The following is a 23,659-nucleotide window of genomic DNA, read 5'->3' as shown; positions in this document are numbered from 1 at the left end:
CAACGACACATGGACGATATCCGGATCATCAGGGATCTCGCAGAGCTCGAGGGCACCGCGTACATCGAGCTCATGGGCGGGCCGTATGCGCAGAAAAGCTGGAATGCCGGCTCGCTGTTCTTCGAGGAGGAAGTCTTCGGCCTGCTCGAGCCGGCGATTGAGCGACAGATTCCCGACTACGACCATTTCGCGTTCACCGGAATCGGCATGACCTACTGGCTGTTGATCGTCGCCGAACTGAACGACACGCGCCGGATGCTCGGTGACGCCGCGCAGCGAACCGAGGCGCTCGACCGGCTCGGTTTCGTCTTCCGCGGTTCGCGGCAGGCGTTCGTCGATCGTCTGGATGCCTGCTGCGATGCGCTTGCGAATGTCATTGCCGAGATCGACGCATGGACGCGCGACGTCCGCACGCTGCACGACAGGGTGACGATACTCGGGATCTGACGTCACGGCGTTGCCGGCAGGTCGCGCGGCATCCACTTATACTGGGCGTTCCCCGTCACCCGATCCGCGCCGTGCCCAAGCCTGCTTCTCCGGCGTCTGCGGAGCCGTCCGCCGACGATCCGCGTCCGACCCCGCCTCAGCAACCGGAACTGGAAGACTGCTGCAACAGCGGCTGCTCGCCGTGCATCTTCGATCTGTACGACGATGCGATGGAGCGCTATCGCGTCGAGCTGGCCGAATGGGACGCGCGACAGGCGAAACGCAAGCGGCGCCGGTGAGCCGCAAGCTCACGCGGTCGCGTGCAGCCGCCGATGCCCGAAGAAAGGGACGTGGTGACGCGGGCGCACGAGGTGCTGGCAAGACAGTTGCTGGTGCGACGGGAAACCGGCGCGGCGGGATGCCGGCTCGATTCGAGTGGACAAAGATGAAAATATCGAGAGACTTCGGGATCGTGATTCGACGTGCGGCCCTCGTCGACAAGGCCATCGACCTCTCGGCGATCTACGCCGAATTCAATTTCTCACGCTGTTTCGACGAGTCCGACACGATGGTGTCGCTCGGACCATTCTTCGGGGGCGATGCCGCGGACGCGTGCACGAGATCGCTGGAACGACTCGGGCTCGCCTATATCGACGATTTCTTCATCTGCGAGCAATACGTTCCCGATTGGTTTGAGTTGCAAGCGCTCTGAGCGCAACGCAAGGTTCGGCGCGAGCGGATGCCTCGCTGCCGTCTATCGGTCTCCGGGGTGACGTTCAGTCTCGTCGCCGACATACGCAAGCAACCCCCGCACCAGCGCATCGAACGTCGCCCGGCAGCGCGGGCTCGCGCGCAAGTCTTCGTGCATGACGACCCACGTTTCCAGCGTCAGCGCGACCTGTTCCGGCAGCACGCGCACGAGCCGCGCATCGCGTTTCGCGAGCGCCGTCTGGCAGATGCCGATTCCAAATCCCGCGCGGATCAGCGCCAGTTGGGCCAGGTTGTTGTCCGTGCGCAGCGCGAACGCGTCGCGATTCCAGATGGGCAGCGCGCGCGCCGCCGCGCGCACGAACGGCGTCATTGCGTCGAACCCGATCAATGCGTGCCGCGCGAGCTCGGCCGTCGTCGCCGGCGTGCCGTGCTCGGCGAGGTAGTCGTCGCGCGCATACAGCCCCAGGCCGATGTTCCCGATGCGCCGCGCGACGAGCGCATCCTGCGCGGGCGGCGCCATGCGGACCGCGATGTCGGCTTCGCGGTTCAGCACGTCCTGGATGCGGTCGGTCGGCACCAGTTCCACGACGAGCCCGGGATGGTCGCGCCGCAACTGCGTCAGCATCGGCGGCAACACTTCGACGCCGATCACGTCGCTTGCCGAAATCCGCACGACGCCGCTGACCCCGGCGCCGTGACTCGCCGCCGCGCGTTCGAACGCGGCGGCCGCGCTGCGCAGCGTCTCGGCATGGCCGCGCAGCGCCAGCGCGGCCTCGGTCGGCAGCAGCCCGGACGGCGAGCGGGTGAACAAGGTCTGGCCGAACGCCGCTTCGAGCGCGGCGACGTGCCGGCCCGCCGTCGGCTGCGTGATGCCGAGCGCGCGCGCCGCGCCCGACAGCGACCCTTCGGTCAGCACCGCGAGGAAGGTTCGATACAGTTCCCAATTGAGATCAGAGGCCATACGGAAATGTATAGCGGATCGACTATGTTCTCCAATTCCTTGTTATCCCGATGCAGCCCAGAATGCGCTCACGACGGATGCATTTCAGGAGAGCGGCAATGGCGGCGGAAGGTCATCGAAAGGAACGGCAGGCGCTGGTGCTCGGCGCGACAGGGGGCATCGGCGGGGAAGTCGCGCGGCAGCTGCGTGACGCGGGCTGGCAGGTGCGGGCGCTGCGGCGCGGGCTGGCGGACGAGACGGCGCAGCTCGACGGGCTGACCTGGGTGCGCGGCGACGCGCTCGACCGCGACGCCGTGATGCGGGCGGCGCGCGGCTGCGCGGTGATCGTGCATGCGGTCAATCCGCCGGGCTATCGCCGCTGGTCCGAATGGGTGCTGCCGATGATCGACAACACGATCGCGGCGGCCGCGGCGGCGGCGGGCGCGACCGTCGTGCTGCCGGGCACGGTCTACAACTACGGCGCCGACGCGTTTCCGGTCCTGCATGAAGATGCGCCGCAGCATCCGTCCACCCGCAAGGGGGCGATCCGGGTCGAACTGGAGCGCCGGCTGCAGGACGCGGCCGGGCGTGGCGTCAGGACGATCGTCGTGCGTGCGGGCGATTTCTTCGGGCCGCGGGCCGGCAACAACTGGTTTTCGCAGGGGCTGGTGAAGCCCGGGCAGCCGCTCAGGACCGTGAGCCTGCCGGGGCGGCGCGGCGTCGGCCATCAATGGGCGTACCTGCCGGACGTCGCCCGCGCGATGGTGGAGCTGATCGCGCGGCGGGAGACGCTGGCGCCGTTCGCGCGCTTCCACCTGGCCGGGCACTGGGACGCGGACGGGACGGAAATGGCGCAGGCGATCTGCCGCGTCGCGCAGCGGCACGGGGTGCGTCCGGCATTGCGGCGTTTCCCGTGGTGGCTCGTGCGCGCGGCGTCGCCGTTCGTGCTGACGCTGCGCGAGCTGCTCGAGATGCGCTACCTGTGGCGCGAACAGGTTCGCCTGGACAACGCGCGGCTGACCGCGGTGCTGGGGCGGGAGCCGCATACGCCGCTCGACGTGGCTGTCGAGGCGACGCTGTTGGGGCTGGGGTGTTTGCGGTGAACGGCGCGCCGATCGGACGAGGAAGCGCCGGCGTGTTGGCGGCTCGCGACAGGACGTACATCACCGCCTTCCCGTCCGCGATGCGCTTCTGCTAAGATCCGCGCTCCCTTCCTTGACGCTGCTGCGGGAAGGTACTCGAGACCACCGGTTTGCCGGAGGTCGCGTCGTACCTTTTTCATGCCAAGCAGCGATGTCTACTTTTCCCCGCTTGAAAAAAGCCTTGCAACGGCAAGGCATCCGCGTCGACTACCAGGCCGGCGTCTACCACCTGCGCAACGAACAGTCGCAGGCCTCCGTGCTGTTGCCCGCCGCCTTGCCGCTCGAGGAGAAGGCGGTGCGGCAACTGCTGTCCTTCGCGGCGGTGCGTTCGCCCGATCATCGCCACGGCGTCTGCAAGGCGTGCGCGACGCCGGACTTTCATCCGGGCGGCATCGCGCCCGTCGGATCGATCGTCGCGACCGACGACGCGTTCGTGATTCCCGCCGCGGTCGGCACCGACATCAACTGCGGGATGCGCCTGCTGACGACCGGACTCAAGCGGTCGTCGCTCGCGCCGCTCGAATCGCGCATCGTCGAGCGCCTGACCCGCGCGATCCTGGCGGACCACCGGGATGTGCCGGTCAACGGCGCCGCATTCCGGGCGCTGTTCGACACGGGCCCGGAGGCGTTCGTCGATCGTGTCGCGCCGCAGGGCATCTGGCAGCAGGTCGATCGCGACCGGCTCGTGCGCGAGCTGTCTGCGTGCATCGGTCTCGACCGGTTCGACGGCAGCTCGAAGTACGCGCCGGACGCGCACGTCGGGGCCCGGGAAACGTTTCGCGATCCGTGCCTCGGCACGCCGGGTTCGGGCAATCATTTCGTCGAGCTGCAGGTCGTCGACGAGGTGCTCGACCGGCATGCGGCCTATCGCGCCGGGCTCGCGCGTGACGACGTCGTCGTGATGATCCACAGCGGCTCGCGCGATGTCGGCTTCTACGTCGGGCGGCGCTGGATGGATCGTGCGCGTGCGGCCTGGCCGGCGGGCTTGAAGCATCCGGAGAGCGGCCTGTATGGACTCTCCGGGGAGCTGGCGCGCGAGTATCTGGCCGCAATGGGCACGGCCGCGCGTTATGCGTGGCTGAATCGCGTGGTGCTCGCCGAGATGGTGCGCAAGGAACTCGCCGAGCTGACGGGCGCGGCGAATTCGACACTGGTCGTGGACGTTCCGCACAACGTCGTGCTTCGGGAGGACGGGATGAATATCCATCGCAAGGGCGCCACGCCGGCCCGCGAAGGCGACCTCGCGTTGATCCCGGGGTCAATGGGCGACGCGTCGTTCCTGGTGACGGGGCTCGGTCATCCGGACTGGCTGTGGTCCTGCAGCCACGGCGCCGGCCGGAGCGTGCGCCGGCAGGCCGTCAGGCGGCTGCGCACGGAGCGGGCGCCGGGCGCATGGACGTGCGTCACGCTGCGCGAGGAGCGTCGCATCGAGGAAGCGCCGGAAGCGTACAAGCCGATCGGACCGGTGATCGACGCGCAGGAACAGGCCGGCCTGATTCGCAGCGCGGTGCGGCTCAAGCCGTGGATCACGTTCAAGGCGTGACGGAGGCCGGCGTTGCACGTCGCCGCATCACAGACCGGCGAATGCCAGCGTCGGCACGTCGACGACCATCGCGCCGCCGTCGGCGACGAGCGTCGCGCCGGTGACGAACGACGCGTCCGGCGACGCGAGGAACGCGCACACCGCTGCGATTTCGTCCGGCTCGGCCGCGCGCCGCAGCGGCACGTCGGCGCTGACGCGCGCATAGGCAGCGTCGAGCGATTCGCGGTGCCGCGCCATCAACGGTTCCATTTCCGCGTCGGCCATCGGCGTGCGCACCCATCCCGGACATACCGCGTTCGCGCGCACGCCGTGCGGCCCGTAGTCCCGCGCAAGCGAGCGCGCGAGCCCGAGCAGCGCATGCTTGCCGACCGTGTAGCCGCACACGCCGGGCCCGGCCGCGAGCGCCGCGATCGACGCGACCAGCACGATGCTGCCGCGTTGCGCGATCAGGTCGGGCAGGCACGCGCGGGCGCTGACGAACGCGGTGTCGAGGTTCGCTTGCAGCGCGTCGCGCCACTGCGCATCGCCGGTTTCGTCCGCGCGGCCGAGGCCGTGCCCGCCCGCGCAGGCGACGAGCGCGTCGATGCGGCCGAAGCGCTCGGCGATACGCGGCATGAAGCGGAGCCAGTCGGCCGTGCTCGCGGCGTCGCCGGCGAGCGCGAGGCCGCCGGTTTCGGCCGCCAGCGCGTCGAGCGGCGCTTGACGCCGGCCGATCAGCACGACCCGGTCGTCGTGGCCGGCGAAGCGCCGCGCGCACGCGGCGCCGATGCCGGTGCCCGCGCCGGTGATCACGATCGTGCGGGGAGGCGCGTGGGTCATGTCATTCTCCGGTTGGGTGTCGATCCCGGTTACTGTAGGCGGCGCGAGGCCGCGCGGGTATCAGCCGAATGGGTGAATGTGAAGCGGGGAATAACGTCACGCAGCAAATCGTTAGCGAAGGCGACCAGCACCGGCTCGTGATCGACGCGCGGGAGAAGTACTGGGGGCCGAACTTCCTGCTGCTCGGGCTCGGAATGTCGAGCAGTTCGAGCGACGAAGGAGGCTTTAGGCTGCGCGTCGGCTACCGTCGGCCGTGGCTCACGCTGTCCGGCCTCGGATTCCGCGCGGACACGACGCTCGGCAGTGACATGCAGTCGGCGCCTGTCGCGTTGCGCCAGCAGCCGTCGAACACGATCGACTACTACATCGCGCCGTACGCGGAATTCGTGCGACGCTACGCGAACGCTTACGATCCCAGCGTCGACATCAAGATCACGCAGTACAGGCTGAAGACGCAGCGGGTTGGCATCGACTTCGGCTTGTCGATCAGCCGCCTCGGCGACTTCCGGATCGGCCTCGCGTACGCGCACGGTACCGGCTCGGCGACCTACAACATTCCGTTCTACACCGATAGGTCACCTGCATGAACCAGTTGATGACGTTTAATGCGTCGCCGATCAAGGCTCTCTACGTCGGCGCGAGCGCAGAGGCAGGCAACGTGTGGACACTCAACGCGCTAACCATTGGCGATTCACGAATCGGCGGTGGTTCACTCGAGCAGAGCTACTCGTTATTCACCAGCCTCACGACCGCATTTGGGCCCGTGGACGTCGGCGTCGCGCTCGCACCCGGCGGCTGGCGCAACATCTATTTCCAGCGCGGCCGCACGTATTGAGTCGGCTATGCCCGGGCGCAGCAGTTCGGAGTGGTGCGGCGCGGGCTGGCGCTTCGGCTGAATACGCGTGCCTGTTTCGCACGCCGGTGATCAATCTGTTTTCGTGCGACGTCGAGCCGGTCGAGACGCGGGCGCGAACGTCTTATTAGCCGTTGAAGCCGCTGGCGCAGAAGACCGTGATGCAAACGGCCATCCGGCCGATCGACACAGTGCAACCGACCTTCGCACCATTCGAATCGTTGCGGCACGAATTGGCTTACGGTGCGTTGGTTGACATTTGCAATCGAAATCAATCCAAACGAGCCATTTGGCTACTATCTCGGGCTCAAGGATTGCAAGTGTCCGAAATTTTAAATTATAAAGTCGATCGTTTGCATCCTGGAAATTTTATAAATCGATCTTGAATTTCTTAAGAGATTTACTATACATAGTTATCGATAAATTAAACGGTAACCATACCTAACATGGAAAATCTTCGTAATGTCGCCAATCGTTTTATTGTGACCGCTTCGGTTCTAATGGGGGTGGTTTTTGCTGGTGCCGCCTGGGCGAATTCGCAGCCTATGCACGCAAAGCAGGCGCGTATGCCACGCACACCGCAGAATCTCCCACTGTCGCCGGACCAGGCCAAATACAACCTGCCGCTCAGCAAGTATGATCGCGCAACACTGATGGAGCCGTTGCGGCAGAAGCAATCAGTGAAGCCCAACAAGCGCACTCAGCCTGGAGCCGATTGTCGCGACATGTCAATAATGACCCAATATCACGGTGCAGCGCTTGCCGATTACATAGCCAATCTCCCGGATTATGAATGTCATTATGGGCTATTCTCGGTTGATAGAGTGATGGCCGCGCAGATTTTCAATGCGGAAAATGTGCAGGCCGTTGCGAGCCGTTTCGCTCAAGAAATAAATCGTTATGATGCAAGCAACCTGATTTTGGTAAATTTGCTGATTTATCTGAGATCTGCTTATTTCCAATATGATGCATCCGGACTTTCTGATCCGGTTCCAGGTCTCGTGGTCTGGCTGCGTTCGTATATTTTGCAGAGCCTCGCCGGCGACGCGCTTTATCGCGAAAATTCGCGCGCGCCGAGTACCGCTAACGAGCTGATGAACCTCATCACGAACATGAAGGACGAGGCGTACTACCTGCCGGCGCTGAAGGACCGGGTCGCGTTCTACACCGCGAGCGCAACCAACCCGCAGGCTGCGGCACCACTGCTGCAGCGAAGCGCGGCGGGTGGCTTCACCGGCTTGCTGAGCGTGTTCTTCTATGCGCATCAGCGCAGCGGCGCGCAGCAGATGCTCGACAGCGATGCGACGCTGCCGGAGACGCTCAATCTCTTCGTCACGGCGAATCGCGCGTACTTGTCGAACACCAGTGCCGCCTATCAGCTCGCCGACGCGGCGCGCGAAACGTATCGTTTTCTCCGCTATCCGTCGCAGAAGCCGCGTGTGAAGAGGATGATTCAAGACATGCTCGCGTCGACGACCATGACGGGCACGGACAACGACCTATGGCTCGCGGCAGCGGAAGCGGTCGATTACGGCGATCCGGGAAACTGCGCGGACTACGGCACGTGTGACTATCAGAAACGGCTCATCGATGCGGTGCTCACGCATCGGTACTCATGCAATGCGAGCGTGCGCATTCTCGCGCAGGACATGACGGTGCCGCAATTTCAGTCGGCATGCATGGCGGTCGCGCAGGAGGAGGACTATTTCCACCGGATGATGAAGACGGGACATGTGCCGGTCGCGAACGATCACAATGACACGATCGAAATCGTCGTATTCGGCGATTACGACAATTATCGAAAATATGCTTCGGTAATCTACGGAATCAGCACCGATAACGGTGGCATGTACGTTGAAGGCGATCCGTCGGCGCCCGGTAATCAGGCGCGCTTCATCGCGCACGAAGCCTCGTGGCTGCGGCCGGAGTTCAAGGTCTGGAACCTCGAACACGAGTTCACGCACTATCTCGACGGCCGTTACGACATGGAGGGCGACTTCACGGCAAGCACCGCGAAGCCGACCGTATGGTGGATCGAGGGTCTTGCCGAGTATATCTCCAGGAAGAATGACGACCAGGAATCGATCGACGCCGCGCGCACGGCTGCATATCGGCTCTCGGACGTGTTTCAGACGCTTTATTCGTCCAGCGACTACGTCGCGCGCGCGTATCGATGGGGCTACATGGCGACGCGCTTCATGTTTGAACGTCATCGTGCTGACGTCGATACGATCGTGTCACGTTTCCGCGTGGGCGATTACGACGGCTACGCGAACTATGTCGCGTACATTGGAAACCGCTACGACAGCGAGTTCGTTGATTGGGCGCGCGGCGCGACGACGGCAGGTGAGCCACCGTTGCCATCAACGAAAACGGGGCGTTAGCCCTGTCGTCCCGGACACGGCCTCACACTACGGGTGATGAATCTGTGGCCCGCCGGAACAACGGGTTCGTCAAGAGCTATAACGTCAAGCTGCGTGACGAATTGCTGAACCGGCAAGGGCTCAGCAGTAGTGCCGAGGCCAAGGTGATCATCGAACGCTGGCGGCAGTTCTACAACGAGCGCCGGCCTTACAGCGCACGTCGCTATCAACCTCCGGCCTCGATCCGTCGAGCCTGGCTGGATTCCGAGAATATCGACGCAAGGCTCACTGCCTGATTGGGCACAAAATTCCGCTCAGGTCACCTGCCACACGCCGTAGGTGGCGAGCGGTTTGTCCCGTCGCGCCTGTGGAAGTAACGCGATCGCTGCACGGTCGCATGCCCGGCCAAGCACCGTCGGACATCGCGACCGTACGCGACGCCCGCGCGCAATGCACCGACAGGCACAGTTCTCATCCGCTAGAATTCGGATTTTCGCCCGCCCGGCTCCGGCATCTTGACGCGACCAGCGCCTATGGTACGGGCCACGCGCAGACAGGGCGCGGGCGCGCTCCACCTGACCGGGCGGCGCATGCACCCACGCGGCGCAGCACTTGAGGATCTCTCGATGAACACCACACGCTCCCGGCCCGGATTCGTTGCCGCGCTACTCTGGGCGGCACTGTATCTCGCGAGTGGTTATATCTCGCATCTCTTCAACGGCCCGGTCAGGATGACCGGCTATATCTGGCTGCCCGCGGGCGTTGTGGTCGGTGCATTCATGCTGCGGCCGCTGCGCGAATGGCTCGCGCTCTTCGGCGCGTTTCTCGTCGCGCAGCTCGCCCTGACGAGCATCGAGCAAGGCAATCTGTTCAACGCGTTGCTGTTTACGATTGATGAGGTCGGCGCAGCCGCTCTCGCGGTTTGGCTCGTGCGGCGCATCCGCTTCTCGCTCGACGGGCTGTACTTCCTGCGCTCGGTGATCTTGGCCGGGCTGATCGCGGGCATGCTTGGCGCGCTTGGCGGGGCGGCGTGGTACACGATCAATAAGGGCGCGTCGTTCATCGACGTCGGCTTCGTGTGGGCGGCGTCCGACTTCGTCGGCGTCTTGCTGATCACGCCCGTGCTCGCGTCGTGGTCGCGCTTTCGCGCGCATCGCTCAGGCGATCAAGAACACTTCGACATGACGCTCGGTATCGTGTCGTTCATGCTGCTGGCGATCGGCGCGCTCGCGATCTTCGATGGCGACGTCGCGCGGAAATTCGGCACGGGTGTCGGTTTCACAATGACCTACATTCCGCTGTTCCTGACGGTGGCGATCACGGTGTTGCTGGGCGGCCGCGCCGGCTCGTTGTCGGTGCTGGTGCTCGCGCTGATCGTTATCCTGCAGACCGCGCTGGGCGGCGGCCCGTTCGTGCTGATTGACGAACATCACGGCCGCTCGCTACTCGAGGCGCAGCTGTATCTCGCGATCGCGTCGCTGCTGGTGCTGACTGTAAGCACGCTCAAGACCACCCGCGAACGCGTGCACGAACACGCGGCGGTTCTGCAGAACAACATGGAGCTCGCGCTCGCGAGCGCTGGCCAGATCGCTTACGTGCTCGATCCGGAATCCGGTCGGATCGAATGGAGCGGCGACGTGGAGCGCGTGTTCGGCCTCGGCGTCGACGCCACGCAGATCGCGAGCGTACCGCTCGTGTTCGAGCGCGTGCATCCGACCGACCGCGACACGCTGCGCAGCTACTGGCGTGCGGAGATCGCGGGCGAGGACCGCGCCGCGATAACGCTGCGGGTCGTGCGTCCGGACGGCGGCACGCAGGCGGTCACCGATCACGGGGCGCCGCTGCTCGATTCGAATGTCGACGTGACGGTGGTCGCGGGCGTGTGGCAGATCGAGCGCCACTATCCCGCCGATGAATGAGTCGGAGCGGGCGATCATCATGGCCGACCGCATAGGTGTCCTGCTGGTCCACGGACTCGGTGGCACGCAATATGACCTCGGTTCGCTGCACAAGGCCGTGCGGCGAGCGGGCGGAGATGCACACATCATCACGCTTCCGGGACACGGAACGTGCCCCGAGGATCTCGCGGGAGTGCGTGCGGAAGCATGGCTCGACGCCGTCGCCGCACAGTACCATGCGCTCGCGGCCGAATACGATACGCTGCACGTCGCCGGCATGTGCATGGGTGCGCTCGTCGCGCTGCTGCTGTGTCATCGCGTCGGGCACGCGCGCGGCCGGCTCGCGCTGCTGGCCGCGCCGGTGTTCATCGACGGCTGGTCGACGCCGTGGTATAGCGCGCTGCGGCACGTGCTGTACCGCGTGCCGGGGGTGTCGGAGCGGCTGCGGGTCGAGGAGGGTGAGCCGTTCGGGATCAAGAATCCCACGATCCGAGCGATTGTGAAAAAGAAGTTCGAGCGCCAGGACAATTTTCATTATCCGTGGGTGCCGCTCGCATGCATCCGCCAAGTGGACCGGATGCGCGCCTGGGTGCGCGCGGCCGCGCCCGAGACACGCTGCCCGACGCTCATCCTGCATGCGCGCGAGGACGAGCTGACCAGCCTGCGCTCCGCCGAATTCCTTCGCTCGGCGCTCCCCGACGCGCGTGGGGTTGTGCTCGAGAACAGCTATCATATGATCTGCGCGGACAACGACCGCGACGAAGTCGCGCGTCAGGTGCTTGCGTTCTTCGGCTTCGATCCCATGCATGCGGGAAGCCCCGCGATGGCGCGCAGGATGGCGCGGTCCGGCCCCTGACCGTGCGCGGGTGGCGCAGGCGCATCACAGGTGATGCGCCTCCGTGTTTGACAGGGGCGGCATGCGCCAGTGGATGATCGAGCAGTGCAATGTCAGCGGTGACGCATACGGCCCGCTGCTGAAGGTTCCAGGGGCCTTGGTCATCCATGTTCGTGGACAGAGTCACGATACCGGTGCGGGTATCGGCAATCCCGGGTTCAAATATCAAGCCGATTACATCGAATTCTGGTTGAAGTTCTTCGGTGTGGAAGACGTTAGAAGCCTTGTGGTGGAACACACCTGGGACGCCAATGTGCAGGAAACCCTCGAACGAGGGAAAGCTCGGGCGATTGTGATGGCCCTGGATTTCTGATCCTGGGGCGCGCCGGCGTATGCGGGCGGAGGCCGGTGCCTTGTCGCGTCAGCAAGGCGCATATCGTCACCGCGACGAATTGCCGATTTGCGCTCATGCGCCGCTTGCCGCCGCCCGTAGGCTGCGCTGACGTTCGACGCGTCTGTCCGCCTGCCGATATCCATCATGCCGACCTTATCCGCTCCGTCCGATCCCGACGCCGCCGACTGGCGCCGCGCGCTGCGCGCGTGCGTGGCGGCATTCGACGCATTCGCGAGCCCATCGGCGATCGTGTTCTACCGGCTCGACGCGAGCGGCGAGCCCGCCGACTTCGAGCTGTTCGGGATGCCGGAATCGATGCACCGCACCTACGTCGCCCGCTACCGGATGCTCGATCCGCTGCATCCGTCCCGCTGCGCGGCGGGCGAGGGCGCGGTCGTCACGCTCGCGTCGCAACTGCCTGACGCATGCCGCGACGCGTCCGCGTACTGGACTCGCTTTCTAAGGCGGCATGACGTCGCCGACGTGGTCGAAATCTGGCTGCGCGATGCGGGCGTCACGGTCGGCGCGTTCTCGCTGCTGCGCGTCGGCGCGGCCGGCGAAGGTGCGACCGGCGAAGGCGCGACCGGCCGATTCGCGCCGGGCGAGATCGATGCGCTCGCGCGCCTGCAACCGGTCGCCGAAGCCGCGCTGAGCCCGCTGCTGCGCGCGCGGCGCGGCATCCACCGGATCGGTTGCGAGGAACGCCTGACCTACCGCGAGGAGCAGATCGCGCGCCTCGTGCGCGACGGCTGCTCGAACAAGGAGATCGCGCGCGATCTCGCGCTCGGCCAGCCGACGATCAAGACTCACCTGATGCGCATGTACCGCAAGCTCGGCGTATCGAACCGCACCGAACTGGTCGGCGCGCTGTTCCTGTCATCGTCCCGATCCTGATCTTCAGAAACCAGGCGGGTATCGGCACGCGTCGGATGCGATCGTCTGTCTGAACATTCGCACGCGACGCAAGGCACGCGCTTGCCAATTTGCGCTCACGGCGCTCCCGACGCGCCCGATACAGTGGTCCGACGCCCGCGTGCCCCGGCACGCGGCCTCGCCAGGACCCTTATCGAGACGCCCATGACCTCATCGACCTTCGTCGCCGTCAGCGACACCGTGCGCCGCTTCGTCGCGCGCGACTTCGGCCTTTTCATCGACGGCGGCATGCAGCCCGCGCACGCGTCGGCGCGGCTCGACGTGCACGACCCCGCGACCGGCGACCGGCTCGCGACGGTCGCGGATGCCGACGAGCACGATGTCGAGCGCGCGGTTGCCAGCGCAAAACACGCGTTCGACGCGCGCGTGTGGAGCGGCCTGCGCCCGGCGGACCGCGAACGCATTCTGCTGAAGCTCGCCGACCTGATCGAGCGCGACGCCGAAACCCTCGCGCAGCTCGAAACGCTGAACCAGGGCAAGTCGATCCACGTCGCGCGCGCGTTGGAGGTCGGCGCGAGCGTCGAATACGTGCGCTACATGGCCGGCTGGGCAACCAAGATCACCGGCCAGACGCTCGACGTGTCGATCCCGTTCCCGCCCGGCGCGCGCTACACGGCCTACACGCGCAAGGAGCCGGTCGGCGTGGTCGCCGCGATCGTGCCGTGGAATTTCCCGCTGATGATCGCGGTGTGGAAGCTCGTGCCCGCGCTCGCGGCCGGCTGCACGATCGTGCTGAAGCCGTCGCCGGAAACGCCGCTCACCGCGCTGCGCCTCGCTGAGCTCGCATCGGAAGCGGGCGTGCCGCCGGGCGTGTTCAACGTCGTCACGGGCGGCCGCGTGTGCGGCGCGGCGCTCGCGCGCCATCCGTCGATCGCGAAGATCTCGTTCACCGGCTCGACCGCAACCGGCAAGCTGGTCGGCACGGCGGCCGTGCAGAACATGACGCGCTTCTCGCTCGAACTCGGCGGCAAGAACCCGATCGTGATGCTCGACGACGTCGACGTGCAGCAGGCGCTCGACGGCGTCGCGGCCGGTGCGTTCTTCAACCAGGGGCAGGTGTGCGCGGCCGCGTCGCGGATCTACGTGCACCGCAGCAAGTTCGCGCAGCTCGCGGACGGCCTCGCGGGCATCGCGCAGTCGATGAAGCTCGGGCCGGGGCTCGACACGGCCGCGCAGGTCAATCCGCTCGTGTCCGCGCACCACCGCGACAAGGTCGTCCAGCACATCGAGCAGGCGCGCCGCGACGGCCTTACGTTTCTCGCCGGCGGCACGCCAGCCGACGACCTGCCCGGCTATTTCGTGAAGCCGGCCGTGATCGCCGACCCGCGCTCCGACAGCGCGATCGTGCGCGACGAGGTGTTCGGCCCGGTCGTCGTCGTGCTGCCGTTCGACGACGCGGCCGACGCGGTGCGGCTCGCGAACGCGTCGCCGTATGGGCTCGCCGCGAGCATCTGGAGCAACGACCTGACGCGCGTGATGAACCTCGTGCCGCAAATCGAGGCCGGCACGGTTTGGGTGAACTGCCACATCCCGCTCGACCCGTCGATGCCGTTCGGCGGCTACAAGCAGTCGGGCATCGGCCGCGAGTTCGGCCAGTACGCGATCGACGGCTTCACCGAAACCAAATCCGTCTGCATCGCGCACTGACGCGCGGCGCGGCCCTGCACACCCATCCCAAAGCGGAGACTGCAATGAGCTACAACGAAGCGAAGTTCTGGCACCCGATGCTGCACCCGAACGAAATGAAGCGGCGCGCGCCGATCCGCATCGTCCGCGGCGACGGCTGCTACGTATACGACGAAACCGGCAAGCGGCTCGTCGACGGCGTCGCGGGCCTGTGGAACGTCAACGTCGGCCACAACCGCAAGGAAGTGAAGGACGCGATCGTGCGCCAGCTCGACGAGCTCGAATACTTCCAGCTGTTCGACGGGATCAGCCACCCGCGCGCGGAAGAGCTGTCGAAGCTGCTGATCGACATGCTCGAACCGGAAGGGATGCGCCGCGTGCTGTACAGCTCGGGCGGCTCCGATTCGATCGAGACCGCGCTGAAGATCGCGCGCCAGTACTGGAAGGTGCGCGGCCAGGCCGACCGCACGAAGTTCATCTCGCTGAAGCAGGGCTACCACGGCACGCATTTCGGCGGCGCGTCGGTGAACGGCAACACGGTGTTCCGCCGCAACTACGAGCCGAACCTGCCGGGCTGCTTTCACGTCGAGACGCCGTGGCTGTACCGCAACCCGTTCACGCAGGACCCCGAAGCGCTCGGCCGGATCTGCGCGGAGCTGCTGGAGCGCGAGATCCTGTTCCAGAGCCCCGACACGGTCGCCGCGTTCATCGCCGAGCCGATCCAGGGCGCGGGCGGCGTGATCGTGCCGCCGGCCAACTACTGGCCGCTGGTGCGCGAGGTGTGCGACCGCTACGGCGTGCTGCTGATCGCCGACGAAGTGGTGACCGGCTTCGGCCGCAGCGGCAGCCTGTTCGGCAGCCGGGGCTGGGGCGTCCGTCCGGACATCATGTGTCTCGCCAAGGGCATCTCGTCCGGCTACGTGCCGCTCGGCGCGACCGCCATCAACGCGCGGATCGAGGACGCGTTCGCGCAGAACGCCGATTTCGGCGGCGCGGTCATGCACGGCTACACGTACGCGGGCCATCCGGTCGCGTGCGCGGCCGCGATCGCGAGCCTCGACATCGTGCTGAAGGAAGACCTGCCGGCCAACGCGGCGAAGCAGGGCGCGACCCTGCTGGAAGCGTTGCAGCCGTTCGCCGGGCGCTTCGCCGCGGTCGGCGAGGTGCGCGGCAAGGGGCTGATGCTCGCGCTCGACCTCGTCGCTGACAAGCAGACCCGCGAGCCGATCGACCCGCTGTCCGGCTACGCGAACGCGGTGGCCGAAGTCGCGCGCGAGCACGGCGTACTGGTGCGTCCGGTCGGCACGAAGATCATCCTGTCGCCGCCGCTCGTGATCCAGCGCGAGCAGCTCGACCGGATCGTCGATGCGCTCGCGGCCGGCTTCGAAACCGTGCCGTTCGCGTAACGGCGCCGGTCGCCGGGGCGGGCGGTGCGAGCGCCGCCCGCCGGTTTGCCGATTTGCGCTATCTCAAGGTTTTTTTGCCTGCGTATTTTTTCGACATCGAATGATTGAACAGGAGACAAGGATGTCGGGATCGTCAGGGTTTACCAGCGCGGCCGCCGAGGCATCGGCCGGCACGCCGGCGGCGGGGGCGGGCGGCACGGCGCTGAAGGCGGGCGCGGTCGGCTTCCCGACCGCGCTCGCAAGCGCCGTCGGGCTCATCATGGCGAGCCCGGTGATTCTCACCGCGACGTCGGGCTTCGGGATGGGCGGCTGGGCGTTCGCGGTCGCGATGCTCATCGCGTTCGTGATGATGCAGGCGCAGGCGACGACGTTCGCCGAAGCCGCCGCGATGCTGCCGACCGCGGGCTCGGTTTACGATTACCTGTCATGCGGGCTCGGCCGCTTCTGGGCGATCACCGGCACGATTTCCGCGTACTTCCTCGTCCACGTGTTCGCCGGCACGGCGGAGACGATCCTGAGCGGCATCATGGCGCTCGTCAACTTCGAATCGCTGAACGCCGCGTTCGAGCAGCACAACAGCGCGTGGCTCGTCGGCGTCGGTCTCGTGATCACGTTCGCGATCACCAACATCATCGGCATCAAGGTGTTCAGCAAGCTCGAGATCGTGCTGACGGCCGGCATGTGGCTGTCGCTGATGATCTTCGGCATCCTCGGCATCGCCGCCGCGCCGGCCGTGCAGCTCGACGGCTGGTTCGGCCGCTCGGAAGTCGGCACGTCGCTGCCGGCGGTGCTGTCGCTCGTCGGGATGGCGATGTTCATGTTCGTCGGCTGCGAGTTCGTCACGCCGCTCGCGCCGGAAATGAAGGCGCCGGGCCGGACGATCCCGCGCGCGATGGCGCTCGGCCTCGTCGGCGTCGCGATCTGCATGTTCCTGTACGGCGCGGCGATCCGCCGCCAGGTGCCGAACGTGCCGGTCGGCGCGGACGGCCTCACGCACCTGCTCGACACGCCGGGCGCGATCCCCGCGTTCGCCCTGCAGGTGCTCGGGCCGTTCGGTCGCGTGTGGTTCGGCGTTGCATTCCTGTTCGCCGGCGCCGCGACGATCAACACGCTGATGGCGGGCCTGCCGCGCATCCTGTACGGGATGGCGATCGACGGCGCGCTGCCGCGCTGCTTCGCGTACCTGCATCCGCGCTTCAGGACGCCGGTGGTCGGCATCGTCGCGGCGGCGGTCGTGCCGATCGCCCATGCGTGGCTGATCAACGGCAACCTCGACAGCATCCTGCACCTCGTGCTCGCGGCGACCTGCGCATGGGGCACCGCGTACCTGCTCGTCACCGCGTCGGTCGTGATGCTGCGGATCCGCCGGCCGGACCTGCCGCGCCCGTACCGCTCGCCGTGGTTCCCGCTGCCGCAGATCGTGTCGAGCGTCGGCATCGTGCTCGCGATCTGGTACATCACGCCGCCGGGGATGAACCCGCGCGACATCTACGTGCCGTTCGGCGCGATGCTCGGGCTGACCGCGCTGTATGCGCTGTTCTGGACCGTCGTCGTGCAGCGCCGGCACCCGTTCAAGCCGGTGCCGGTCGAGGACGTGCTGCGCAACGAGCACGTCGCGGGATGAAGGCCGCGCTCGCCCGGTGGCGCGCCGCGCCCGCTGCGCCGCCGCCCGGCTACCGGCCCGGCGCGACCGCCGCGCGCGTGCTGGCCGACCTGCGCGCCGCGCGCGACGGCGACGGCGGGGTGAGTGGGGGGGCGAGGCTGCCCAACGGCGTGCGGGTGCGCGTCGCCGAGCAAGTCGAGCGGCAGTTCCTGATGCACACGGTGAGCGTGCGGATCGCGGTGACGGTGCGCGGCCCGGCCGCACACGGCGGCGCGCGCGTCGCGCAGGCCGGCTGGCTGCGGCGCACCGGCGTGCGGGCCGCGCTTCGGCACGGTTGCGACGCCGGTTTCGCGCGCACGGTCGCGGCGCTGGTCGCCGAGCCGTCGCTCGCCGACGCGCTGCGCCCCCTGCATTTGACGGATTGCACGCTCGACGCGCATGACGGACGCTGGACGTTGGCCATCGTGCCGTTCGGCGGCAGCGAGGTCGTGAGCCGGATGCCGTCGTTTCGCCGCTATGTCCGGCTGACCGGCGAGCAGGCCGCCGCGCTGTCGGCGGCCGTGATGGCGTTCGAGCGCGCACTGCGCGGGTTTTTGCGCAGGTAAGCTGTGGCGTCGCGTGCCGCCGCACGATGCCGGCGGCCGCGCGCACAGGGATCAGGGTTTTAGCGGAGGCGCCGATGCTGTTCCAGTCAGGCTCACATGAAGACGTCCACGAGCACGGGCTTGCCATCGCGGGCTGGCGCCAGGTCTACCGCCAGATGACGCCCGGCCGCTTCAAGGGCACGGTCACGCAGGTGCTCTACGACGATTTCCATTTCTTCCGCGAGACGACCAACCGGCGCGTCGCGCAGACCGGCGTCGCGCCCGCCGACCGCACGTCGCTCGCGGTGCCGCTGTCGGTGCCGCTCGTCGGCACCTTCCAGGGCCAGCCGGTCGACGGCTATGCGCTGCTCGCGCTGCGCGCCGACGAGGATTTCGAATTCCATACGCCGGAAGGGATGGGGCTCGTCGGTATCAGCGCCGCGTCGGACATGATCGACGAGCTGTGCGACGCCGAGTTCGGCGCGGCTGGCTCAGGCGCGGGCGCTTCAGGCGCGACCGGCGCGCGCAGGCTGCACCACGTGACGCGGCTGTCCGACGCGCAGGGCGTCGCGCTCGGCGAGCGGCTGTCGGCGCTGATCGACGCCGCGCAGCGCAACCCCGGCTGCCTCGACTACGCGGCGACGCGCCGGATGTTCCGCGACGCGATGCTCGGCATGTTCCTCGATGCGCTCGACCAGGGGATCGGCGCGGAGCGCCGCGACATCACGCACGCGACCTACAGCGACATCGTGCGCCGTTGCGAGAAGCATCTGCGCGAGCGGCCGGAAGAGCCCGTCACGGTGCTCGAACTGTGCCGCGCGCTGCGCTGCAGCCGCCGCACGCTGCAGACGAGCTTCCAGCGCGTCGCCGACGTGACGCCCGTCGCCTACCTGCGCACGATCCGCCTGAACGCGGTGCGGCGCCTGCTGCGCACGACGTCCGCGCAGCAGCTCGGCGTCGGCGAGGCGGCCGCGAGCTGGGGCTTCACGCACCTCGGCTATTTCGCGAGCGAGTACCGCGACCTGTTCGGCGAGCTGCCGTCGCAGACGCTGCGCCCCGTGTGAGCCGGGCCCGCCGCCTGTCGCATCCGTTTGCCGATTTGCGATAAAGGTCCGGAATTTTCGCTGGATAGAGTCCCGTCACCACATCATCAACCCCATCGATTCGTAGAGCGAAGCGATGGACGACAGGGGACGGGACATGACGATCGGAACAAGACTGGCCGCCGCCGCCGTGGCGGCCGCAGTTTCGTGCATGCACGCGCAGGCACAGACCTCGGGCAGCGTGACGCTCTACGGCACCGTGGACACCGGCATCATCTACTCGACGAACCAGCAGTTCACGCGCGCGGACGGCAGCGTCGGCGGCGGTCATGCGTGGCAGATGGGCGGCGGCAACCTCGTGCCGTCGCGGTTCGGCTTCCAGGGCGCGGAGCCGCTCGGCGGCGGGCTGAACGCGGTGTTCACGCTCGAGCAGCAGTTCCTGTCCGCGAGCGGGCAGGCGCTGCAGGGCGGCGCGGCGTTCAGCCGCCAGGCGTGGGCCGGCCTGCGCCAGGACGGGCTCGGCACGCTCGGTCTCGGCCGGCAATACGACTCGTATACGGACATGCTCGGCGCGTACGTGTCGAGCAACAACTGGGCGACGCCGTACGGCTCGCATCTCGGCGACGTCGACAACCTGAACGCCGCGTTCAACTTCAACAACGCGGTCAAGTTCACGAGCGCCGATTTCAACGGCTTCACGTTCGGCGGCACGTTCAGCTTCGGCGGGCAGGCGGGCGACTTCTCCGCGAAGCGCGGCTATGCGCTGGCCGTGTCGTACAACCGCGCGCCCGTGTCGCTCGCGCTCGGCTACCTGAACCTGCGCCAGCCGCTCGATGCGGCGCTCGGCGGCGCGAACGGCTATATCGGCGACTTCGCGTGCAGCAACCCGGGCGCGATGTACTGCCTGCTGCAGGACGCCGTGTCGATGCGCGCGTTCGGCGCGGGCGGGGCGGTGGCGCTCGGCGACGCGACGGTCGCGCTGACGTATACGCATACGCGCCTCGGCGACAGCCGCTATTTCTCGACGCCCGCGCAGCCGCGCGCGCAGGCGTTCACGTTCGACGTCGGCGAGCTGAACGTGTCGTACATGTTCTCGCCGGTGTGGCAGGGCGCCGTCGCCTACATCTTCAACGCGGCGCATACCGACGGGCGCGGCACGACGCGTTTCCATCAGCTGAACCTCGGCACGAACTACCAGCTGTCGAAGCGCACCGCGCTGTACGCGGTCGCGATCGGGCAGCTCGCGAGCGGCACGGGGCTCGGCACCGACGCGAACGGCCATGCGGTGAACTACGCGCAGATTCCGGTGCTCGGCAACAGCAATTCGAACCGGCAGCTCGCGGTGATGGGCGGGATCCGCGTGAACTTCTGACCGGGTGCGGCGGCGGCACGCGGCCGCCTGCCACAAATCCTTAACGATCGGCGTGAACAATGGCGTTCGCATCGGGCGGCTCGATTCGCCGCCCGCGTTGCACACGTGTGCAACGGATTGCCGTTTCGCCACCACGCTGATCGTGAGAGAGACCCCATGACCCTGCTGAGCCGCCTGCGCGCGCTGTCCGCCGCCGTTGCGCTTTCCGTCTTCGCGTCGCATGCCGTCGCCGCGGACCTCGTCATCGCCGGCCGCGACGACATCTACGGCAAGGGGCTGGCCGACGCCGTCGCCGGCTTCACGAAGCTGCATCCCGGCATCGAGATCGAGCTGCTGAAGCTGCCGAACGCGAACCTCTACCAGAAGCTCAAGCTGTCGATGCGCGAGGGCACCGGCGCGTACGACCTCGTGATGATGGACGACACGTGGTCGCCGGAATTCATCGGCAACGGCTGGCTGAAGCCGCTGCCGGCGACGCTCGCCGACGCGGACCTGGTGCCGTCGACGGTCGCGCTCGGCCGCAACGCGGCGGGCGCGCTGTTCGCGCTGCCGGTGGTCGGCAACGTCGAGATGTTCGCGTACCGAAAGGATCTGCTCGCGAAGTACAAGCTGCAGCCGCCGCGCAACTGGGACGACGTGCTGAAGATCGCGCAGACGGTCGGCGGCGCGGACAAGAGCGTGTCCGGCGTCGTGTTCCGCGGCACCAAGGGCAATCCGGTCGTGACGGGCTTCCTGCCGATCCTGTGGGCGTACGGCGGCGACGTGCTCGACCGTGCGGGCAACGTGACGATCGATTCGCGCGAGGCGCAGGCGGCGCTCAAGACCTTTCTGGCGCTGAAGGCGTCCGCGCCGAAGGACGTCGACGTGTATGGCGCGGCGGAAGTGCGCGATGCGCTGCAGCGCGGCGCCGCCGCGCAGGCGATCGAGGTGTGGCCGGCGTGGATTCCGGCGCTCGACGATCCGAAGCAGTCGCGCGTCGCCGGCCAGATCGCGCTGCAGGCGCCGCCGGGGCAGACGGCCGGCCCCGCGCCGATGCTCGGCATCTGGCAGATGGCGATTCCGAAGGACGCGCCGCACGCGAAGCTCGCGCAGGATTTTCTCGCATACCTGACCGCACGCGACACGCAGGCGCGCCTCGCCGCGCTCGGCATCCCGCCGACTCGCCGCAGCGTGTTCGCCGACCCGGCGCTGGTTCGCCAGTACCGCTGGTATCCGGATCAGCTGAAGGCGCTCGAAGCGGGTCGTGCGCGGCCGCGCGTGAAGGACTGGCAGCAGATCGAGAGCATTCTCGGCGACCAGCTGCAGCTCGCGCTGACGGGGCAGGCCGCGCCCGACGCGGCGCTGCGCCAGGCGCAGCAGAAGATCGCGCAGGCGATCGCGGCGGCGGGCAAGTGACCACGCGCGCCCGTTCGCAGCGGGAGCGCCGAGCATGAAGGCGTTCTCGCGCAGCCTGCCGTTCGTCGCGCTGCTCGGGCCCGCGCTGCTGGTGCTGGCCGGCCTCGCGCTGTACCCGGTCGTGCAGGTGCTGATCGATTCGTTCTGCCACGTCGACTACACGGCGGGCCGCCGTGCGTTCGCGGGCCTCGCGAACTACCGCGCGGTGCTCGCCGACGACGCGTTCACGGCCGGCTTCGGCAACACGCTGCGCTTCACGATCGCGGCGTCGCTCGCCGAGGTCGCGCTCGGCTTCGGCCTTGCGCTGCTGTTCGTGCGCGCGTTTCCGGGCCGCCGCATCGCGCTGCCGCTCGCGATCCTGCCGATGATGCTGTCGACGCTCGTGTGCTCGGCGATCTGGCGCAACTGGCTGAACTTCGACGGCTTCCTGAACGCGCTGCTCGCGGCGCTCGGCGTGGAAGGGGTGCGCTGGCTGTCGGATCCGCATCTGGCGTTGTGGTCGCTGATGCTCGTCGACGTGTGGCAGTGGACGCCGATGGCGTTCCTGATCGTGCTCGCCGGGCTGCAGTCGATTCCGCAGGAGCTGTACGAAGCCGCGCGGACCGACGGCGCGAGCGAATGGCAATGCCTGCGCGACATCACGCTGCCGCTCGCCGCGCCGCAGATCGGGCTCGCGCTGCTGCTGCGCTCGATCGACACGTTCAAGCTGTTCGACAAGGTCTATGCGCTGACGGGCGGCGGCCCCGGCAACGCGACGCAGACGCTGTCGACCTACATCTACGACACGGGCTTCCGCTTCTTCAACGTCGGGCCGGCGAGCGCCGCGTCGGTGCTGATGCTCGCGGCGTCCGCGCTGCTGGTCTCGGGGTACGTATGGCAAACGGTTCGCAAGCGGCGCGCGTGACGGCGCGCGCCGGACGCACGCAGCGTCGGCCCGCGCGCGGTCGCGCAGGTTTCGCACGGTCGGTGCCGTGGGCGCTGCGCGCCGTCGCGCTCGCGGTGCTGCTGCTGCCGTGCCTGTGGATGGCGGGCGCGGCGTTCATGCCGGCGCTCGAACGGCTCGACCACCCGCTGCGGATCTGGCCGGCCGCGCCGACGTTCGAGCATTTCGCGTCGGTGTGGACGAACGGCCTCGGCGGCCCGCTGCTGAACTCGCTGCTGGTCGGCTTCGGCACGACGCTGCTCGCGCTGGCGCTCGCGTTTCCGGCCGCCTATGCGCTCGTGCGCCTGCGCTTTCCCGCGCGGCTCGACCTGCTGTTCCTCGTGCTCGTGCTGGCGCTGAAGCTGATGCCGCCGATCACGATCGCGGTGCCGCTGTTCGCGCTCGCGAAGCGGCTCCATCTGCTCGATTCGACGCTCGGGCTGATGCTCGCGTACCAGATCTATGCGTTGCCGATGGCGATCTGGATGCTGCTCGCGTTCGTGCGCGACGTCCCCATCGAATACGAGGAAGCCGCGTGCATCGACGGCGCGGGGCTGGCCCGGCGGCTCGTGCAGATCGTACTGCCGCTGTGCGCGCCGGGGATGATCGCGACCGCGATCTTCGTGTTCATCGCCGCCTGGAACGAATTCCTGCTCGCGCTGCTGTTCGTGTCGACGCCGAGCCGCTTCACGCTGCCGCTCGCGATCGCGGGCTACGTGACCGAGAACGGGATCGACTGGGGCGACCTGATGAGCGCGGGGCTGATCGCGTCGCTGCCGACGCTCGCGGTCGCGGGGTATGTGCAGCGCTATCTGCTGCGCGGCTTCGCGGGCGGGTTGAAGTGACGGGCA

At 67.5% G+C, this 23,659-nt stretch carries 21 protein-coding genes and 2 pseudogenes; 21 read left to right on the top strand and 2 right to left on the bottom strand.

The window, feature by feature from the left end:
• Positions 1-9: 9 nt before the first annotated feature.
• From B7P44_RS27995 to B7P44_RS36775, 3 genes are all read left to right on the top strand, one after another.
• Positions 10-447, top strand: a complete 438-nt coding sequence (locus B7P44_RS27995) for a hypothetical protein (protein ID WP_231716732.1) — start codon at positions 10-12, stop codon at positions 445-447.
• Between the two features lie 71 nt (positions 448-518).
• Positions 519-725 carry an oxidoreductase-like domain-containing protein gene (locus B7P44_RS37645; protein WP_231716731.1) on the top strand — a complete coding sequence of 69 codons (207 nt, stop codon included), beginning with the start codon at positions 519-521 and terminating at the stop codon, positions 723-725.
• Entirely contained in the window at positions 722-1,138 is a 417-nt protein-coding gene (locus B7P44_RS36775; protein WP_133117929.1) for a hypothetical protein, read from the top strand. Before B7P44_RS37645 ends, B7P44_RS36775 begins: the two co-directional genes overlap by 4 nt.
• 42 nt (positions 1,139-1,180) lie before the next feature.
• Here B7P44_RS36775 and B7P44_RS27980 read toward each other — a convergent pair whose 3' ends face one another.
• Positions 1,181-2,098, bottom strand: a complete 918-nt coding sequence (locus B7P44_RS27980) for a LysR family transcriptional regulator (RefSeq protein WP_084909130.1) — start codon at positions 2,096-2,098, stop codon at positions 1,181-1,183.
• Positions 2,099-2,196: 98 nt separating this feature from the next.
• Here B7P44_RS27980 and B7P44_RS27975 point away from each other — a divergent pair, with 98 nt between their 5' ends.
• Together B7P44_RS27975 and B7P44_RS27970 are read left to right on the top strand one after the other, a co-directional pair.
• Positions 2,197-3,180, top strand: a complete 984-nt coding sequence (locus B7P44_RS27975; RefSeq protein WP_084909129.1) for an NAD-dependent epimerase/dehydratase family protein — start codon at positions 2,197-2,199, stop codon at positions 3,178-3,180.
• 190 nt (positions 3,181-3,370) lie between these two features.
• On the top strand, positions 3,371-4,762 hold the full coding sequence (locus tag B7P44_RS27970; RefSeq protein ID WP_084909128.1) for an RtcB family protein: 1,392 nt from the start codon (positions 3,371-3,373) through the stop codon (positions 4,760-4,762).
• A gap of 27 nt (positions 4,763-4,789) precedes the next feature.
• Here the strand turns inward: B7P44_RS27970 and B7P44_RS27965 are convergent, their stop codons facing one another.
• A complete protein-coding gene (locus B7P44_RS27965; protein ID WP_084909127.1) occupies positions 4,790-5,581 on the bottom strand; it encodes an SDR family NAD(P)-dependent oxidoreductase in 792 nt (263 codons plus the stop codon).
• A gap of 92 nt (positions 5,582-5,673) precedes the next feature.
• Here B7P44_RS27965 and B7P44_RS27960 point away from each other — a divergent pair.
• The 16 genes and pseudogenes from B7P44_RS27960 to B7P44_RS27885 form a co-directional block, all read left to right on the top strand.
• Positions 5,674-6,416: pseudogene (locus B7P44_RS27960) on the top strand (hypothetical protein); the annotation flags it as partial.
• A 464-nt stretch (positions 6,417-6,880) separates the two neighbouring features.
• On the top strand, positions 6,881-8,818 hold the full coding sequence (locus tag B7P44_RS27955; RefSeq protein WP_084909126.1) for a collagenase: 1,938 nt from the start codon (positions 6,881-6,883) through the stop codon (positions 8,816-8,818).
• Positions 8,819-8,877: 59 nt separating this feature from the next.
• A pseudogene (locus B7P44_RS27950) lies at positions 8,878-9,093 on the top strand (integrase core domain-containing protein); the annotation flags it as partial.
• A 330-nt stretch (positions 9,094-9,423) separates the two neighbouring features.
• Positions 9,424-10,716 carry an MASE1 domain-containing protein gene (locus B7P44_RS27945; protein ID WP_084909124.1) on the top strand — a complete coding sequence of 431 codons (1,293 nt, stop codon included), beginning with the start codon at positions 9,424-9,426 and terminating at the stop codon, positions 10,714-10,716.
• A 19-nt stretch (positions 10,717-10,735) separates the two neighbouring features.
• Positions 10,736-11,551 carry an alpha/beta hydrolase gene (locus B7P44_RS27940; protein ID WP_084910063.1) on the top strand — a complete coding sequence of 272 codons (816 nt, stop codon included), beginning with the start codon at positions 10,736-10,738 and terminating at the stop codon, positions 11,549-11,551.
• A gap of 61 nt (positions 11,552-11,612) precedes the next feature.
• Entirely contained in the window at positions 11,613-11,903 is a 291-nt protein-coding gene (locus tag B7P44_RS27935) for a hypothetical protein (RefSeq protein ID WP_084909123.1), read from the top strand.
• A gap of 165 nt (positions 11,904-12,068) precedes the next feature.
• On the top strand, positions 12,069-12,818 hold the full coding sequence (locus B7P44_RS27930) for a helix-turn-helix transcriptional regulator (RefSeq protein WP_084909122.1): 750 nt from the start codon (positions 12,069-12,071) through the stop codon (positions 12,816-12,818).
• Positions 12,819-13,001: 183 nt separating this feature from the next.
• The gene (locus B7P44_RS27925; protein WP_084909121.1) at positions 13,002-14,504 is read left to right on the top strand and encodes an aldehyde dehydrogenase family protein; all 1,503 of its coding nucleotides are present in this window, start codon (positions 13,002-13,004) and stop codon (positions 14,502-14,504) included.
• 44 nt (positions 14,505-14,548) lie between these two features.
• Complete coding sequence (locus B7P44_RS27920; RefSeq protein WP_084909120.1) at positions 14,549-15,889, top strand: aspartate aminotransferase family protein; 1,341 nt, start codon at positions 14,549-14,551, stop codon at positions 15,887-15,889.
• A gap of 121 nt (positions 15,890-16,010) precedes the next feature.
• On the top strand, positions 16,011-17,513 hold the full coding sequence (locus tag B7P44_RS27915) for an APC family permease (RefSeq protein ID WP_084909119.1): 1,503 nt from the start codon (positions 16,011-16,013) through the stop codon (positions 17,511-17,513).
• Positions 17,510-18,097: a DUF3156 family protein gene (locus tag B7P44_RS27910; RefSeq protein ID WP_084909118.1), complete on the top strand. Its 588-nt coding sequence runs from the start codon at positions 17,510-17,512 to the stop codon at positions 18,095-18,097. The genes B7P44_RS27915 and B7P44_RS27910 overlap by 4 nt, the downstream gene beginning before the upstream one ends.
• A 74-nt stretch (positions 18,098-18,171) precedes the next feature.
• Positions 18,172-19,140, top strand: a complete 969-nt coding sequence (locus B7P44_RS27905; RefSeq protein ID WP_084909117.1) for a helix-turn-helix domain-containing protein — start codon at positions 18,172-18,174, stop codon at positions 19,138-19,140.
• 136 nt (positions 19,141-19,276) lie between these two features.
• Positions 19,277-20,491: a porin gene (locus tag B7P44_RS27900; protein WP_084909116.1), complete on the top strand. Its 1,215-nt coding sequence runs from the start codon at positions 19,277-19,279 to the stop codon at positions 20,489-20,491.
• Between the two features lie 156 nt (positions 20,492-20,647).
• Complete coding sequence (locus B7P44_RS27895; protein ID WP_084909115.1) at positions 20,648-21,886, top strand: ABC transporter substrate-binding protein; 1,239 nt, start codon at positions 20,648-20,650, stop codon at positions 21,884-21,886.
• Between the two features lie 34 nt (positions 21,887-21,920).
• On the top strand, positions 21,921-22,790 hold the full coding sequence (locus tag B7P44_RS27890) for a carbohydrate ABC transporter permease (protein ID WP_084909114.1): 870 nt from the start codon (positions 21,921-21,923) through the stop codon (positions 22,788-22,790).
• Complete coding sequence (locus B7P44_RS27885) at positions 22,760-23,653, top strand: carbohydrate ABC transporter permease (protein WP_231716729.1); 894 nt, start codon at positions 22,760-22,762, stop codon at positions 23,651-23,653. The genes B7P44_RS27890 and B7P44_RS27885 overlap by 31 nt, the downstream gene beginning before the upstream one ends.
• Positions 23,654-23,659 lie beyond the last annotated feature (6 nt).

This window comes from Burkholderia ubonensis subsp. mesacidophila, from assembly GCF_002097715.1.
Classification (GTDB): domain Bacteria; phylum Pseudomonadota; class Gammaproteobacteria; order Burkholderiales; family Burkholderiaceae; genus Burkholderia; species Burkholderia mesacidophila.
Note: the sequence above shows the minus strand (reverse complement) of the source record. Positions and strands in the feature narration are given on the sequence as shown.